Consider the following 15,019-nt stretch of genomic DNA (forward strand, 5'->3'; position numbering starts at 1 on the left):
AACAGGGCCGGGACGAAAAGCGAAATCGGGCGATTCCGGCCTCCGTTGCCGGGCCCGGAAGCCGCTCAGGACTCGGAACGGAGCGCCCTGCGCTGCATTTCGAGCTGCATGAGCTCACGGTTCAGCCTTTGGAATTCCTCGGGATGCGCAGCGGCGTCCAGTCGCTGCAGCTGCCCCATCTTGTCTGCCTTGATCCGGGTGATCTGCAGTTCAAAAAGCCTGGCGAGGATATCGCGGCAATAGCGCTGCATGGCTTCCGGCGTACTTGCCGGCAAAGGAGTGACGGCGAGTTCGGACACCAATGGGCGGAGCGGCTCCGGAACCTCCTGGCGCACTTTCTCCACCCAGGACACAGGATCGGCCGCCTGGGCAACGCCCGTGGCCCTGATGGCAGCGTGGAGGGCGGCGTAGGCCGGGGTGGCGAAGTAGGAGGCCTCGAACCGTTCCCAGTTCCCGTCACCCAGCACGCCAGGTTCCTGGAGCACCACCTCAAGCGCCTGCCGCTCCATGCCCGCCACCGGGTCGCGGGGGTCGGGACGGTGGAAAGCCGGACCGTTCGACGGCGGTGCTTCCGCCGTTGCGGTCTGTTGTTCCGGCGCGGCCGACGGGCTGCCTCCGGAAGCTGCCCGCTTGGCCGCTGCACCGACGTAGCGGCTGACTTCCTCGATGGGCATGCCCAGCCATCCGGCGAGCTCGCGCGTGTAGGCCGGCCTGATGCCCGAATCGCGGATCTGCGCCACCACGGGGGCGGCCTCGCGAAGGGCGGCCACCCGGCCTTCCACGGTGTCCAGGTTGTGCTTGCGCAGTGACGCGCGGATGGCGAATTCGAAAAGGGGTTTGCGGCTCGCGATGAGCTCGCGCACGGCAGGATCACCTTTGAGTTGGCGAAGATCACAGGGATCGGCCCCGGTGGGTTCCACGGCCACATAGGTCTGGGCCACGAAGCGCTGGTCTTCCTCGAAGGCCCGGAGGGCCGCCTTCTGGCCTGCCTCGTCGCCGTCGAAGGTGAACACCACCTCTCCCCCGCTGCCGTCGTCCGAGAGCAGCCGCCGGGCAATCTTGATGTGCTCGGTGCCGAACGCGGTTCCACAAGTGGCTACCGCCGTCGTGACTCCGGCCAGGTGGCAAGCCATGACGTCGGTGTAGCCCTCAACCACTACCAACTGGCGTTCTTTGGCAATGTTCCTTTTGGCGAGGTCGATGCCGTAGAGCACCTGGGATTTCTTGTAGAGCGTGGTCTCGGGTGTGTTGAGGTATTTGGGGCCTTGGTCATCCTCGTAGAGCTTGCGGGCGCCGAAACCGATGGTGTCTCCGGCGATGTCCCGGATGGGCCAGATGAGCCGGCCGCGGAAACGGTCGTAGATTCCCCGGTTGCCTTCGGAAAACATGCCCGTCAGCTTCAACTCGGCATCCGTAAAACCACGCCCCCGCAGGTGCTTGAGCAGCGAGTCCCAGCCCTGCGGAGCGTAGCCCACGGCGAAATGCTCAGCTGCAGCGCGGTCAAAGCCACGGCCGTCCAGGAAGTTGCGGGCCTCGGCGGCCCCGGGTGTCAGCAATTGGGCGCGGAAGAACTCATCGGCGATCTTATGGGCGTCCAGGAGGCGCTGGCGCTTGCCCACTTCTTCGCGGCTGGGGCCTGTACCGCCGTCTTCATACCGAAGTTCGTAACCGATCCGCGCGGCGAGCTTCTCCACGGCCTCATGGAAGGAACTGTGGTCCATCTTCTGGATGAACGAGATGGCATCGCCGTCTTCCCCGCAACCGAAGCAGTGGTACCTGCCCACCTGCGGACGGACGGTGAAGGAGGGCGAACGCTCGTCGTGGAAGGGGCACAAGCCCTTGAAGCTGCCGAGGCCCGCGCTTTTGAGCGTGACGTAGCCATCGACTACTTCCTTGATGTCCGTCCGTTGGCGTACTTCGTCGATGTCTTCGCGTTTGATCAGGCCGGCCACTGGACCATCCTATTGCTTTCCACAGCGTTGCTTTCCACAGCGCCAATCGCCTACCACAGTGACGGCAGGCTGCCCACCAAGCGCTCGTACATCGCCAGCGCGGACCCGTCCGTGAGCGAGGCCACCTGGTCGATCACCACCCGCAGGCGGGCACCGTCGTCGACGGCGGCACGCCAGTCTGCGGCGAACATCGGCTCAAGGTGACGGTCGCCCGTGGCGTTAAGTACGCCGACGAGGGCGTGCAGGAGTTCGCGTTGCCGCTCGTACACGGGCTGGCGGTGGTCGGTGGAGATCACGAACGTGGTGGCCAGTCCCTTGAGCACGGCGATCTCCGTGACGGTCTCCTCCGGCACCATGAGTTCGGCGCTGTAGCGGGTCAGGTTGGCCGGGCCGAAGTGTGCACGGGTGGTCTCCATGGCGCTCTGGCAGAACCGGCCGATCAGCTGGCTCGTCATGTCCTTGAGTGCGGCCATGGACTTGCGGCTGCCGTCAGCTTCGCGCACCCACACTTTGGTGGCCTCAAGCCGGGCCAAGGCAGCATCGATCTCCGCCGGTTCGTTATGAGGGAGGTACCACTGCTTGGTGTAGCCGACAACGCGGGCACGATGGTCGGGGTTCTCCATCCACTTCAACTGGAAGTGGCCTGCGACGATTGCGTCCTCCACGTCGTGGACCGAATAGGAGATGTCGTCCGCCAGGTCCATGACCTGGGCTTCTATGCAGGAACGGTTGCCGGGAGCGCCCTCGCGGAGCCATTCGAAAACCGGAAGGTCGTCCTCGTAGGCGCCGAACTTGCTGGTCCGGTGCCCATGGATCACGGGAGCGTCGAGGGCGGACCAAGGGTACTTCGATGCGGCGTCGAGGCTGGCTCGGGTAAGGTTCAGCCCTGCCGGCCGGCCGTCTTCGGTCAGGACTTTCGGTTCGAGGCGGGTGAGCAGGCGCAGGGTCTGGGCGTTGCCCTCGAAGCCTCCAATGGCATGGGCGACTTCATTCAGCGCAGACTCGCCGTTGTGGCCAAACGGCGGATGACCGAGATCGTGGCTCAGGCAGGCAGTGTCCACCACGTCGGGATCGCACCCTAGGAAACGGCCAAGCTCGCGTCCCACCTGGGCAACTTCGAGGCTGTGGGTCAGGCGGGTGCGGACAAAGTCGTCCGTGTCCGGTGCCACAACCTGCGTCTTGGCACCCAAACGGCGCAAAGCCGAGGAATGCAGTACGCGTGCCCTGTCCCGTTCGAAGTCCGAGCGGTACGTGTTCTTGCGCGGCTCTTCGACCCACCGTGCGGAGTCCGCTTCCGTATAACCGGGGATCGCCTGCACGTAGTCGTGTGCGGTGCCGGTACGGCCGATGGTCGCTTCGGTTCCCATGGCTATCTGCCTCCTTCAAGCGCCGGGGTGTGGTGCTTCTTGAGCCAGTCTTGCACGTACGAACCTAGCCTCCCGAAACGTCCAGCTCCGCCGCCGCAATATCGGCGCTTTGTTCGGCGTTCAGCTGACGGCTGTCCAACCAGTCCTTGGGGAGCGCGGGCCGTTTCGGTGAACCGGCCCGGCCACGGGGACCTTCGGAATCAACGCCGGGGTACGGCAGTTCAAGGTCCAGTTCCTCAAGCAGTCCACGCAGGACTTCCAAGGTGGGCACCGTGGCGAGTTTGGCGCGCAGCTCCCCGCCCACCACATAGCCTTTGAAGTACCAGGCCATGTGCTTGCGGATCTCGCGGAGCGCCTTGTATTCGTCGTTCCCGAACGTCTCCACCATGAGCTCGGCGTGCCGGTAGACGCCTTCGGCAACCTCACGCAGCCCAGGGCGGTGACGTTCGTCCTTGCCCTCGAAGGCAGCCTGAAGATCGCCGAAAAGCCAAGGGCGGCCTTGGCAGCCGCGGCCCACCACCACGCCGTCGACGCCGGTCTCCCGGACCATGCGGACGGCATCCTCGGCGGACCAGATATCGCCGTTACCCAGGACGGGGATGTCCGGGAGTGCCTCGCGCAGGCGTGCGATTGCGGACCAGTCCGCCTGGCCCGAATAGAACTGCGCGGCCGTCCGACCGTGGAGGGCGACGGCGGCAACCCCGGAATCGCGGGCAATGCGGCCTGCGTCGAGGTACGTCAGGTGGTCCTCGTCGATGCCCTTGCGCATCTTGATGGTCAGCGGGATGCCACCCTTGGAGGCTTCCTTGACGGCGGTCTGGACGATCGAGGTGAAGAGGTCGATCTTCCAGGGCAGGGCTGAGCCTCCACCGCGGCGCGTGACCTTCGGCACGGGGCAACCAAAGTTGAGGTCGATGTGATCGGCGCGGTCCTCTTCGACGAGCATGCGGACTGCCGCGCCCACCGTCTTGGGATCGACGCCGTAGAGCTGCACGGACCGGACTTTCTCGTCGTCGTCGTGCGAAATGATGCGCAGCGATTCCGGCGTCCGTTCCACCAGGGCACGGGACGTCACCATCTCGGCCACGTACAGGCCGCCACCGTATTCACGGCACAGCCTGCGGAAGGCAGAGTTGGTAATACCGGCCATGGGGGCAAGGATCACCGGGGTGTCCACGGTGATCCCGCCGAGCTTCAGGGGCGGCAGCTCAAGCTTGGGAGTGGGAGGCGTTGCTACTACAGTCACCCATCCATTGTTGCAAATCAGGGCAAATCGGCGGTTTCGCGGCCAGGGCCCCAGCTACAACAGCCACCCGTTCTCTCCGGCGATCCGGACAGCCTCGGCGCGCGTCCGGCCGCCTGTCTTTGCCATGGCTGCTGAAAGATAGTTGCGCACGGTCCCCTCGGACAGGAAGGCAGCCTTGGCAATATCGGCCACGGTACCGCCGTCGGCCGCTGCCCTCAGCACCTCGGTTTCACGCTCGGTCAACGGGCTGTCCCCTGACGTCAAGGACTCGGCTGCCAGCCCTGGGTCAACCACGCGGAGCCCCTGGTGTACCCTGCGAACGGCCTCAGCAAGCTGCCGCGCAGGGGTGTCCTTGACCACGAAGCCGGACGCCCCGGCACGCATGGCCAGCTTGAGGTAGCCCGGCCTGCCAAAAGTGGTCACCATCAGCACCTTGCAGGACGGTGCAGCTTCGCGCACCTGGGCGGCGGCACTGATCCCGTCCAAGCCGGGCATTTCGACATCCAGCATGGCGACGTCGGCCGAATGCTGCACAACAGCCGCCGCCACACCGGTGCCATCGCCAAGTTCGGCCACCACCTCGATGTCGTGCTCAAGCCCGAGCAAAGCAACGAGCGCTCCCCTGACCAACGCCTGGTCGTCTGCGATCACCAATCGGATCGTCATACCTCAACCGCCAAACTGAACCCTCCCAGGTCACTCGAACCGATGGTCACCGTCCCGCCGGCGGCCTCCACCCTTTCGCGGATCCCGGCCAGTCCATTACCGGACCCGCGCCCGGAACCCGGCCCAACGCCGTCGTCCTCCACCTGGACCCTTGAGGCACTCAACCTGACCCTGCAATGGCCGGCTTCCGAATGGCGGACCACATTGGTGATCCCTTCGCGCAGCACCCAGCCGAAAAGCTCGCGGTGCCGCGCCGGAACTTCCTCGGAAGTGGAGGGCAGTTCCGCTGCAATTCCTGCCGATTCCAAGGCAGTCCGGGCGGCGGCAAGTTCGGCCAGGACATTGACCCCGCGATACCCCGCGACAGTGGCCCGAACGTCCGCCAGGGCGCCGCGGGCGAGGTCCTGGACATCGGCGATCTCCCTCGCCGCGCGGTCCGCGCCTGCTGGAGTCTCGAGCATACGGCCCGCCAGTTCGGCCTTTACGGCGATGACTGTCAGGGAATGGCCCAGGATGTCGTGCATGTCCCGGGCGACCCTGCTCCGTTCGGCTGCCACGGCGGCATCAGCCAATCCCGTTTGCGCCGCGCGTAGCTCCGCCGTCTGCCGGATGAGCCGGGCGAACGAGGACATCATAAAGCCGAGGGACAAGATGAGCGCCGGCTGGAAGATTGCCTGCTCGTGGTTTCCTTCAGCCAGCTCCGAGGCCAGGGAGATCCCGGAAAGCGCCATGATCAGCGCGAAATCCACGCGCGATGGCAGCGTGGTCATCCCAATGGCGCAGGCCAGGAATGGCCACGTCCACAGCGCCTCCCTGCCCACCAGCAGGATGACGAGTCCGTTCAGCGCCAGGAGGATCGCAACGCACACCAATCCGGTCCGGGCATCCCGTCTGCGGCTGATCATGGGCAGGACCGCATAAGCTGCGAAGAACGCCACCAGGGACGCCGAAGCCAACACCTTCCAGGCTGCCGGCTCATCCACGGACCACACCAGATTCCAGGTGGGCCACGCCCACAGCATGATGGACAAGCCTGCCCCGAGGAACCAACGCCGGGGACCCGGACCTCGGAGGGTTTCCCACAGGGACGGGCTGCTCATGGCTCCCACCTTAGTCACGCGGGGCAGCTCAGACGCGGTTGGTGTCGCGACGGAAGGCCATGGCTGCCCCGCCCACAAAGATCGCCAGCCATGCCAGCACGTTCACGATCCACATGGCATCGAACTCGCCGGTGATGGGGCTTCGGGCCAGTTGGCCGATCCCGTAGGCGGGAGTGAACTTGGCGATCTGCCCAAACGTATCCCCCATGATCTCGATCGGCATGAAGAGCCCTCCCAGCATGGCCAAGATGGCCAGCACAGGGCCAAGGATCTGCATGACGTTCTGGCTGGGCATCAGGTAGCCAACGAACAGTCCCAAGGCGGCGAAGACCAGTGATCCCAGCCAGGCAACGATTCCCGCCGTCATCCAGGTCTGCACGTCCATGGTCACACCCGCGATCGCACCTATGATGAACTGCGCCACTACGGCTACCAAGGACAGGGTGAGCGCCGCCGCTGCCTTGACTGCGATGTAGGCACCGGGAAGGAGCGGAGTGAGCCGAAGCTGCCTGCTCCAGCCCTGTGCGCGTTCAACCGCGACCTGGCTGCCTGCGCCTGTGGCCGCGGTCATGGCCGCGTAGACCGTCAGGCTGATGAGGATGTACTGGCCGTAGCTGTGCCCGTTGGGCAGGTGTTGGTTCTTGTTGGACAGGCCGAAGATGAAGAAGAAGATGGCCGGCATCAGGACCGTGAACGTGACGGTCCTGCGATTGCGGAGCATCCGTTTTATCTCTATCCAGAGGAAGGTGGCGTTGACGCCGCCGGCCGAAGGTTTCCGATCCTGGATCGCCGTTGCCTGACTCATGCCCGGTCTCCTTCGAATGCGCGGGATACCCTGTTTTCGCCGACGCCGCCGTCAAGGGGCGCAGGGCCTGGCCGTTCATCGCCAGTGAGCGCCACGAAGGCTTCTTCCAGATTGTTGGCCACCACTTCGAGATCGTGGGCCCGGGTGTTGTTGAGGAGGAACCGGACCACTGAATCCGAGTCGGACGTACGGACGGTGACGCGGCCGCCGTCGAACTCCACGGCGTCCGCTGGCGGGAGTGAAGCAAGCAGCCCCTGATCTTCCTGCGGGAGGGATGCCTTCACGGTCCGGCCGGACGCCAGGTTCTTGATCTGGGCCGCGGTCCCGTCGGCCACGATGGTTCCTTGCCGGACCAGGACAATCCGGTCGGCGTAAGCGTCGGCTTCTTCCAGGTAATGGGTCGCGAAAATGACCGTCCGGCCCTTCGTGGCGTCGGCGCGGATGGCGGACCAGAAATCGCGGCGTCCGGCAACATCCATCCCGGTGGTTGGTTCGTCGAGTATGAGAAGGCCGGGATCGGACACGAGCGCCATGGCGAAGCGCAGCCTCTGTTGCTGGCCGCCCGAGCATTTCTCCACCCGGCGATCGGCGATGTCCTGGATGCCTGCGCGTTTCAGTACTTCATCCACCGGCCTTGAGGATTCGAACATCGCTGCGGTCAGCTGTACGGTTTCTCGGACGCTGATGTCCCGGAGCAGGCCACCGGTCTGCATGACTGCTGCTACCTGTCCACGGGCGATCGCGCCGCGAGGCGTGTGCCCAAAGATGGACACTTCACCCCGGTCCGGAGTGCTGAGCCCCAGGATCATATCGATGGTGGTGGTCTTCCCCGCGCCGTTGGGTCCGAGGAACGCCACCACCTCGCCTTGCTGCACGGTCAGGTCCAAGCCACGGACCGCGTGGACCTTTCCAAAACTCTTATGAAGTCCGGTGGCATGGACGGCCGGTACGCCTGCGGTTGTCATCGCTCTCCCTGGAAGTGGATTTCTGTTACTACCAGTGAAGCCCTTAACCGGCTGGGCGTCCCCTATCAGCTGTCATCCGTGGTGGATGACAAATGTCATGATCAGTCGCTGTTGCCACGTTCGGCTTCCCGCCGGGCGCGGCGGCTTCCCGGCCGTGGAGCTACGGCGGGCCGGTTCGGGCTACCGCCGTACCCCCGGTCCGTTTCGGAACCAACGACGGCGGCAGCGGCCGCGAGCGCGCCGGTATCGTCGACGTCGTCGGGAGCTACCCTGGAAGGTCCGTTCGCGCGTTTCAGGCCCGTTGCCTTGACGACGAGCACCGCTATGAATGTAGTCACCGGGATTGCGAGGACCAGGCCGATGGAGCCAACCAGGGTGCGGATGACTTCCTCGGACAGTTCGGCGCTGGTCAGTGCTTCGGCAAGCGGGCGGTCGTAGAGCATTACGATGATGAGGATGGGCAGCGCGGCGCCGGCGTACGCAAAGGCGATTGTGTAGACGGTGGAAGCTATGTGGTCACGCCCGATCCTCATGGCTGAGGTGAACAGCTTCCTTGCGCTCGTCTCGGGGGCCAGCTCATAGAGCTCCCACACAGCGGAGGACTGGGTGATGGTGACGTCGTTGAGGACGCCCAGACCGGAAATGATCAGCCCGCACAGGATGATTCCGGAGATGGAAATCTTGTCCGACATATTGATCAGCGTTGCGGCATCGTGGTTCCCCACGCCCGCCAGGTTGGCGGCGTCGGTAGCCCACGCGGCGAGCAACGCAGTGATGCCCAGGCCGAAGATCGTGCCCAACAAAGCCGTGGACGTCCGCGCGGAAAAGCCGTGGGCGAAGTAGAGCACCCCGATCATGATCACTGTTGAGCCCACGAGGGCCAGAAGGAGCGGCGGCTTGCCTTCCACCAGCCCGGGCAGGATGAAACTGACCAGGACTGCGTAGGCGCCCACCAAGCCCAAGAGCGCCCTGAAACCGCGCCAGCGGGCCACTGCGATGACCACCACCGCATAGAGGACGGCCAAAAGGGCCATGGGGACATTGCGCACGAAATCGACGAAGACGTATGACGGTGACCCGTTGCCGGCCGAAGCACCCTGGACACCCGAAAGGTTCAGGTACCGGATGGAGTCCCCCACATCGACGCCGTGGGACTTAGCGACGTCAGGGTTGATGACTACCTTGACGGGTTCGCCGCCCTTGTCCGGTTCGGTGAAGGCGAAGGTGCATTCGGAACCGCCTTGCGCGCTTCCTGTGGCTGATTGGCCTGCATCGGGTTGGCCTGCGTCCGATTGGCCCGTCTGGGTGCAGCTCTCCTGGACTACCCGCTGGATCTTGCCGGTATCGAAGGTGACGCCCGGGGCAGCCTGGTAAGGACTCGCGAAAGAGATCCCTTCACGGCTGCCCGAGGGCCACATCAGCATCATGGCCACAATGGTCAGGACGCCCAGCGGGACCAGCACGGCAGCGAGCAGCCAGTTGGCCCGCTTGCGGGATGCAACTGCCTGCGGAGTCGGCTCGGCGACGTCGGTGTGGGAGTGACCGTGGCCCATCAGCAGCAAAACCTCATGCTTCAACCCTACGTGGCCAAACCACGGTCACCGACGTCCAACCCGCAGTGCGGTTCAGTCGCTGACAATCAAGGTGTCGGCGTCGCGCACATGCGCCTTTCCTGACTCGAGCAGGGGCTTCAGTACGCCGCGCAGTGCCACCATCGACTCATCCACTTCCAAGAGCACCGGGTGCTGGTAGGCGATGAGTGCCAACAGGTCCCTAAGAGCGGATTCCGCTTCTTCCGTGCCCAAGGCGGGATCATGCCCAAGGAACACGTCGGAAGGCTCCTCGGAGTTTCCCTGCGCGTAGCTGATGGCAAATGCCTGGATCTTTCCCTTTTTCGACGCCGGAACACCGGCACCGAAAGCACTCTCCTTGGGCGCGCGCAGCACAATGGCGCCGTGCGCTCCCGTGAGGTCGTGCAGGAACAACCTTTGCACCGTGGCGATGCTGAGCTCACCCGGGCTATCCCAGTGGTGCACGGCGGAGTAATAGCGTCCCACCACATCGCTCAGTTCCACCGAACCGGTGGCCAGGTCCTCAACCCGCTCGGAAGCGGCTTCCTCGGATCCGTCGCCGAACCTCGGCAACTTCAACGGCTCCGGCTCCACCACGACCAACTGCGAACGCTGGATCGGTGAAAGACCCGCCACCTCGGCGAAGGCAGCCCCGGCCGTACCGGGCTCCACTTTGCTGCGGAGCGCTGAAACGCCCGACGGCGAGTTCCCGGCTTCGCGGCGCAACATGGTCAGGAGCGTAGCCCCGATCCCACTGCGGCGGTGGTCCTTGGCAACCTCGATGTAGGCCCACAGGCGTTCCGGATGCAAGGAAGCCTCATGGACCACTCCAGCGGCCACGGGAATGCGGACACCGTCCACCACGTCCTCGGCCACAATGCACCGACGCCACGGCTGGTTGCTTGACGGGGCCAGCGCAGCACGGAACTGTTCGGCCGGAAGTGTCTCCGGGTCTCCCCAGATTTCCAGGAGGGCGAGGTCGTCGCCTTCCTTCCATTCACGGTATTCCAGGGCCACTGCTAGGCGCCGATCAGTCGGGCTGCCAAGTAGCCTTCCACCTTGTCCAGGGACACGCGTTCCTGGCTCATGGTGTCGCGCTCACGGATGGTCACGGCCTGGTCTTCGAGGGTATCGAAGTCAACGGTGATGCAGAACGGAGTACCGATTTCGTCCTGGCGACGGTAGCGGCGGCCGATCGCACCGGCGTCGTCAAAGTCGATATTCCAGTTCTTGCGCAGCTGGGCGCCGAGAGCCTTGGCCTTCGGGGACAGGTCCTCGTTGCGGCTCAACGGCAGGACTGCGGCCTTGACCGGGGCCAGTCGCGGGTCGAGCTTCAGTACGGTTCGGACGTCGACGCCGCCCTTGGCGTTGGGTGCCTCGTCCTCGGTGTACGCATCGATCAGGAACGCCATGAAGGAGCGGGTCAGGCCGGCGGCGGGTTCGATCACGTACGGCGTGTAGCGCTCGTTGGTGGCCTGGTTGAAGTAGCTCAGGTCCGTGCCGGAGGCCTTGGCGTGCGTGGAGAGGTCGAAGTCCGTGCGGTTGGCGATGCCTTCAAGCTCTCCCCACTCGGAGCCCTGGAACCCGAAGCGGTATTCGATGTCCGTGGTGCCCTTGGAGTAGTGGCTCAGCTTTTCCTGCGGGTGCTCGAAGAAGCGCAGGTTCTCTTCACGGATGCCCAGGCCGGTGTACCAGGCCATGCGCTCCTTCATCCAGTACTGGTGCCATTCCTCGTCCGTACCGGGCTCGACAAAGAACTCCATCTCCATCTGTTCGAACTCGCGGGTACGGAAGATGAAGTTGCCAGGCGTGATCTCGTTACGGAAGGACTTGCCGATCTGGCCGATGCCGAAGGGCGGCTTCTTCCGCGAGGTGGTGAGCACATTGTTGAAGTTCACAAAGATGCCCTGGGCGGTCTCGGGACGCAGGTAGTGCAGGCCTTCCTCGCTGGCAACGGGGCCGAGGAAAGTCTTGAGGAGGCCGGAGAACTCCTGCGGCTCGGTCCACTGGCCGCGGGTGCCGCAGTTGGCGCAAGCGATGTCCGCGAGGCCATGCTCGGCAGGACGGCCCTTCTTTTCCTCGTATTCTTCCTCGAGGTGGTCGGCGCGGTAGCGCTTGTGGCAGGAAAGGCACTCAACCAGGGGGTCGGAGAAGACCTCGACGTGGCCGGAAGCTTCCCAGACCTGGCGGGGCAGGATCACGGAGGAATCCAAGCCCACCACGTCTTCGCGGCCACGGACCACGCTCTGCCACCACTGGCGCTTGATGTTTTCCTTCAGTTCGGCGCCGAGGGGTCCGTAGTCCCACGCGGAGCGGGAGCCACCATAGATTTCACCGGCCTGGAACACGAATCCCCTCCGCTTGGAGAGGGAAATGACCTGGTCGAGGACGGATTTTGCTGCCATGGGTACTCCATATTTCTACAGGGCCGCTGGGTGCGGTCCGCGGTGGTTTGATCTGTGCAGGAAGCTGCGTGTCCTAGCCTACCGGCCTTTGCCTGCCGACTTTCCGGCGAAGGAGCCTTTCGGCCATGGAAGTGTGGCCAGGACGATTGCCGCGAGCGTCAGCAACGTACCCAGCACCGTGGGCAAGGCGACCACCGTCCCGGGAGCGGGGATCACGACGTCGAGCGCCAGGGAACCGATCAGCTGGCCGGCGATCATGCCAAGGCCCGTGACCAGAACCCCGAGACTGCGGACCAGCAGGGCCGCCAGCCCGATCGCCACGCAGCCCAGCGGTCCACCGAGGTAGTACCAAAGCTCCCCGGGCAACGGATTTCCAACCCCCGCCACCGCCGCTTTCAGCAGCCAGGCGAGCCAGAGCACCACCGAACCGGCCAGGAAGTTGACCAGCGTCGCCGCAATGGGCGTGCCGTAGTGGACGGTGGCGGTTCCGTTCATGGCTTGTTGGAAGCTCATCAGGAAACCCGCCAAGAGAGGCAGGACCACCGGCAAAACCAGGGTTCCGACGTCGGACACGCCACTAAAGCGCGGCGAGACGGCCCAGGCGACGGCAGCAACGGTGAGGACGCTCCCCAGCACCCGCATGCCCGTAACGGAACGCTTCCCGCCGGGGGCTATCCCCAAACGGTCCACGAGGAGGCCGCTGAGGGTCTGTCCGGTGACGGTCGCGACGGTGAACAACGCCACGCCCAAAAGCGCCACGGTGTAGGACTGGGCAAAGACGAAGAACGCTCCCACGGCACCGGCCATGACATAGAAGGGCGGGAAGCTGCGGTTGCGGACTGCAGGAACTATGCGCTGCAGGCCTGCCCGCCCCCTTGGTGTTGCGAGGGATATTGCGGCGATCACCACCAGCCCCGTGGTAAAACTCACCACGGAAGCGGTGATGCCGTCGTTCACTTTGGCCGCGAGTGCCCCATTGATGCGTCCTTGAACCGGGAGCACGAGTCCCGTGAGGATGGCCAGGGGCAGCCCAAGGGCAAGCGGAAGGTTGGAACGACGGGAAGGTTGCGGCACTGTCACCACACTACTTCAGGCATCATTGCTGTATGAGCAACCCCGAAATCGAAGAGATCCCAATCCGCGACGACATGATCCGCCTCGGCCAATTGCTGAAGCTGGCCAACCTGGTGGAGGACGGGGTCGAGGCAACGGACCTCATCAAGAACGGGCTGGTCAAGGTCAACGATGACATTGAGGAACGACGCGGCCGCCAGCTCCACCCGGGCGATACCGTCACGGTCAACGGTCAGACCGTCCGGATTGCCGGCAACGGCTAGCCCAGTACCTTGTGGGTAAGGAATTCGCCCACATGGCCGATCTCCTGCTGGTTGATCCCGTGCCACATGCCCGTGTAGAGCACCTTGGTCAGGTCAACGTGCTTGCGGACCCAGCCCATGGTGTATTCGATCTTGTCCGGCGTGATCACGGGATCCTGCTGGTCGCGGCCCCAGAACAGCGGGACCGAGCCATCCAGTTCGGCGTCACGGAAGGCGGCGTCAGCGCCGGCGTCGACCACAAAACCTGAAAGCCCGACGACGGCGGCGAAGTCGGCGGGCCGGTAGCGCAGCATGGTGGTAGCCATGGCCATGCCCATGGAGAAGCCCAGCAGGGTCACCGAGGAATGGTTTGCCTTCACCGTATCGAGCCACTCCAACGCATACTCTGCGGCAAGTTTGACGGCATCAAGCGAGTAGTCGATGGAGGCGGTCAGCGGGAACCACGTGAAGCCGGGACCCATGGGCATCGGCGCACGCAGGGAAGCCACCACGAAATCCGCGGGCAGCAGGCCGGCGAGGCTGAAGAGATCGTCCTCGTTGGAGCCGTATCCGTGCAGCAGGACCAGGAGCGGCTTGCCCGCCCGTTCAGCTTCTTCATGGGACCACAGGACAACGGGCGCGGGGAATGCAACGGCTTCAGTCATGGGTCTATTCTTGCAGTTACCCGCGGGTAACAACCTACGGTCGCGTAGGTTCGGTGTCGCGAGGCAGGATAGGAAGAATGAGTTCATTGGTGACGCCGGGCGAGCCCGTCCCCGGCCCCGGCAGCAAAGTTTCCAGCCACGGCAGTCAAGTGCCCGGCCCACTCCAAACGCACCCCTGGAGCCGCTACGTAGCCCTGGGTGACTCCTTCACCGAAGGTATCGGCGATCCCGAACCGCAGAACCCGGGAGGTTACCGCGGCTGGGCCGACCGCGTGGCCGAAGAGCTTGGACGCGGCCACGACGACTTCGCGTACGCCAACCTCGCCATCAGGGGGCGCCTGCTGCAGCAGATCGTGGACGAACAAGTGGGCCCGTGCCTGGAGCTCCAGCCGGATCTCGTGTCCATCTCCGCCGGCGGCAACGACCTCATCCGTCCCGGCGGAGACCCCGACGTTTTGGCGGAAAAACTGGACGCGGCCGTGCAGGAGCTCAGCTCGGGTGGTGCAACGGTGGTCCTGTTCAACGGGCCGGACACCGCATCTTCCGTCCTGGGCCGGATCCGTGGAAAGGTGGCCATCTACAACGAAAACCTGCGGACGGTTGCTGCCCGGCACGACGCAATCGTCGCCGACATGTGGTCGCTCCGGCAGCTCGCCGATCCGCAGATGTGGGACGAGGACCGGCTCCACTTCTCGCCCCTGGGCCACCACACCATCGCCATGATGGTCCTGGAAGCGCTGAACGTACCGCATACCTTGGAGCCGCTGGTCCCCAAACCCTTGCCTCCGCGCACCTGGCGCGAAGCGCGTTCCTCGGACTTTGTTTGGGCACGCGAATACTTTGTCCCGTGGGTGATCCGGCGGTTGCGGCACCAATCCTCCGGCGACGGCATCACACCCAAACGCCCGACGCCGGGACCCGTCTTCGGCCCGAACGTCACCGGCCTGCCCCGCGGCTAGCG

General features: G+C 64.6%; 14 protein-coding genes. 2 read left to right on the forward strand and 12 right to left on the reverse strand.

What is annotated here, in order from left to right; all coding sequences use genetic code 11:
- Positions 1–65: 65 nt before the first annotated feature.
- From dnaG to ACIPY2_RS16015, 11 genes are all read right to left on the reverse strand, one after another.
- A complete protein-coding gene (dnaG, locus tag ACIPY2_RS15965) occupies positions 66–1,952 on the reverse strand; it encodes a DNA primase (protein WP_400267362.1) in 1,887 nt (628 codons plus the stop codon).
- Between the two features lie 50 nt (positions 1,953–2,002).
- A complete protein-coding gene (locus tag ACIPY2_RS15970) occupies positions 2,003–3,319 on the reverse strand; it encodes a deoxyguanosinetriphosphate triphosphohydrolase (protein ID WP_400267363.1) in 1,317 nt (438 codons plus the stop codon).
- Positions 3,320–3,383: 64 nt separating this feature from the next.
- Complete coding sequence (dusB, locus tag ACIPY2_RS15975; protein WP_400267364.1) at positions 3,384–4,565, reverse strand: tRNA dihydrouridine synthase DusB; 1,182 nt, start codon at positions 4,563–4,565, stop codon at positions 3,384–3,386.
- 54 nt (positions 4,566–4,619) lie between these two features.
- Positions 4,620–5,231: a response regulator gene (locus tag ACIPY2_RS15980; RefSeq protein ID WP_400267365.1), complete on the reverse strand. Its 612-nt coding sequence runs from the start codon at positions 5,229–5,231 to the stop codon at positions 4,620–4,622.
- On the reverse strand, positions 5,228–6,331 hold the full coding sequence (locus tag ACIPY2_RS15985; RefSeq protein WP_400267366.1) for a sensor histidine kinase: 1,104 nt from the start codon (positions 6,329–6,331) through the stop codon (positions 5,228–5,230). Before ACIPY2_RS15985 ends, ACIPY2_RS15980 begins: the two co-directional genes overlap by 4 nt.
- A gap of 28 nt (positions 6,332–6,359) precedes the next feature.
- Positions 6,360–7,136, reverse strand: a complete 777-nt coding sequence (locus ACIPY2_RS15990; protein WP_400267367.1) for an ABC transporter permease — start codon at positions 7,134–7,136, stop codon at positions 6,360–6,362.
- The gene (locus ACIPY2_RS15995; RefSeq protein ID WP_400267368.1) at positions 7,133–8,101 is read right to left on the reverse strand and encodes an ABC transporter ATP-binding protein; all 969 of its coding nucleotides are present in this window, start codon (positions 8,099–8,101) and stop codon (positions 7,133–7,135) included. Before ACIPY2_RS15995 ends, ACIPY2_RS15990 begins: the two co-directional genes overlap by 4 nt.
- A gap of 101 nt (positions 8,102–8,202) precedes the next feature.
- A complete protein-coding gene (locus tag ACIPY2_RS16000) occupies positions 8,203–9,654 on the reverse strand; it encodes a YibE/F family protein (protein WP_400267369.1) in 1,452 nt (483 codons plus the stop codon).
- A 72-nt stretch (positions 9,655–9,726) separates the two neighbouring features.
- A complete protein-coding gene (locus ACIPY2_RS16005) occupies positions 9,727–10,689 on the reverse strand; it encodes a GNAT family N-acetyltransferase (protein WP_400267370.1) in 963 nt (320 codons plus the stop codon).
- A 2-nt stretch (positions 10,690–10,691) separates the two neighbouring features.
- Positions 10,692–12,077 (reverse strand): glycine--tRNA ligase, encoded by a 1,386-nt coding sequence (locus ACIPY2_RS16010; RefSeq protein WP_400267371.1) that lies wholly within the window; start codon positions 12,075–12,077, stop codon positions 10,692–10,694.
- A 78-nt stretch (positions 12,078–12,155) separates the two neighbouring features.
- A complete protein-coding gene (locus tag ACIPY2_RS16015) occupies positions 12,156–13,160 on the reverse strand; it encodes a DMT family transporter (RefSeq protein ID WP_400267372.1) in 1,005 nt (334 codons plus the stop codon).
- A gap of 23 nt (positions 13,161–13,183) precedes the next feature.
- On the opposite strand from ACIPY2_RS16015, the gene ACIPY2_RS16020 reads away from it, so the two are divergent.
- Positions 13,184–13,414, forward strand: coding sequence for an RNA-binding S4 domain-containing protein (locus ACIPY2_RS16020; protein ID WP_400267373.1), 231 nt, complete (start codon positions 13,184–13,186; stop codon positions 13,412–13,414).
- On the opposite strand, the gene ACIPY2_RS16025 is transcribed toward ACIPY2_RS16020, so the two are convergent.
- Positions 13,411–14,058, reverse strand: coding sequence for an alpha/beta hydrolase (locus ACIPY2_RS16025; protein ID WP_400267374.1), 648 nt, complete (start codon positions 14,056–14,058; stop codon positions 13,411–13,413). The two genes, ACIPY2_RS16020 and ACIPY2_RS16025, sit on opposite strands and share 4 nt — an antisense overlap.
- A gap of 77 nt (positions 14,059–14,135) precedes the next feature.
- Between ACIPY2_RS16025 and ACIPY2_RS16030 the strand changes: the two genes are divergently transcribed.
- A complete protein-coding gene (locus tag ACIPY2_RS16030) occupies positions 14,136–15,017 on the forward strand; it encodes an SGNH/GDSL hydrolase family protein (protein ID WP_400267375.1) in 882 nt (293 codons plus the stop codon).
- Positions 15,018–15,019: the final 2 nt, after the last annotated feature.

Origin of the sequence: Paenarthrobacter sp. NPDC089675, assembly GCF_044749185.1 — a bacterium.
Taxonomy (GTDB): Bacteria; Actinomycetota; Actinomycetes; order Actinomycetales; family Micrococcaceae; genus Arthrobacter.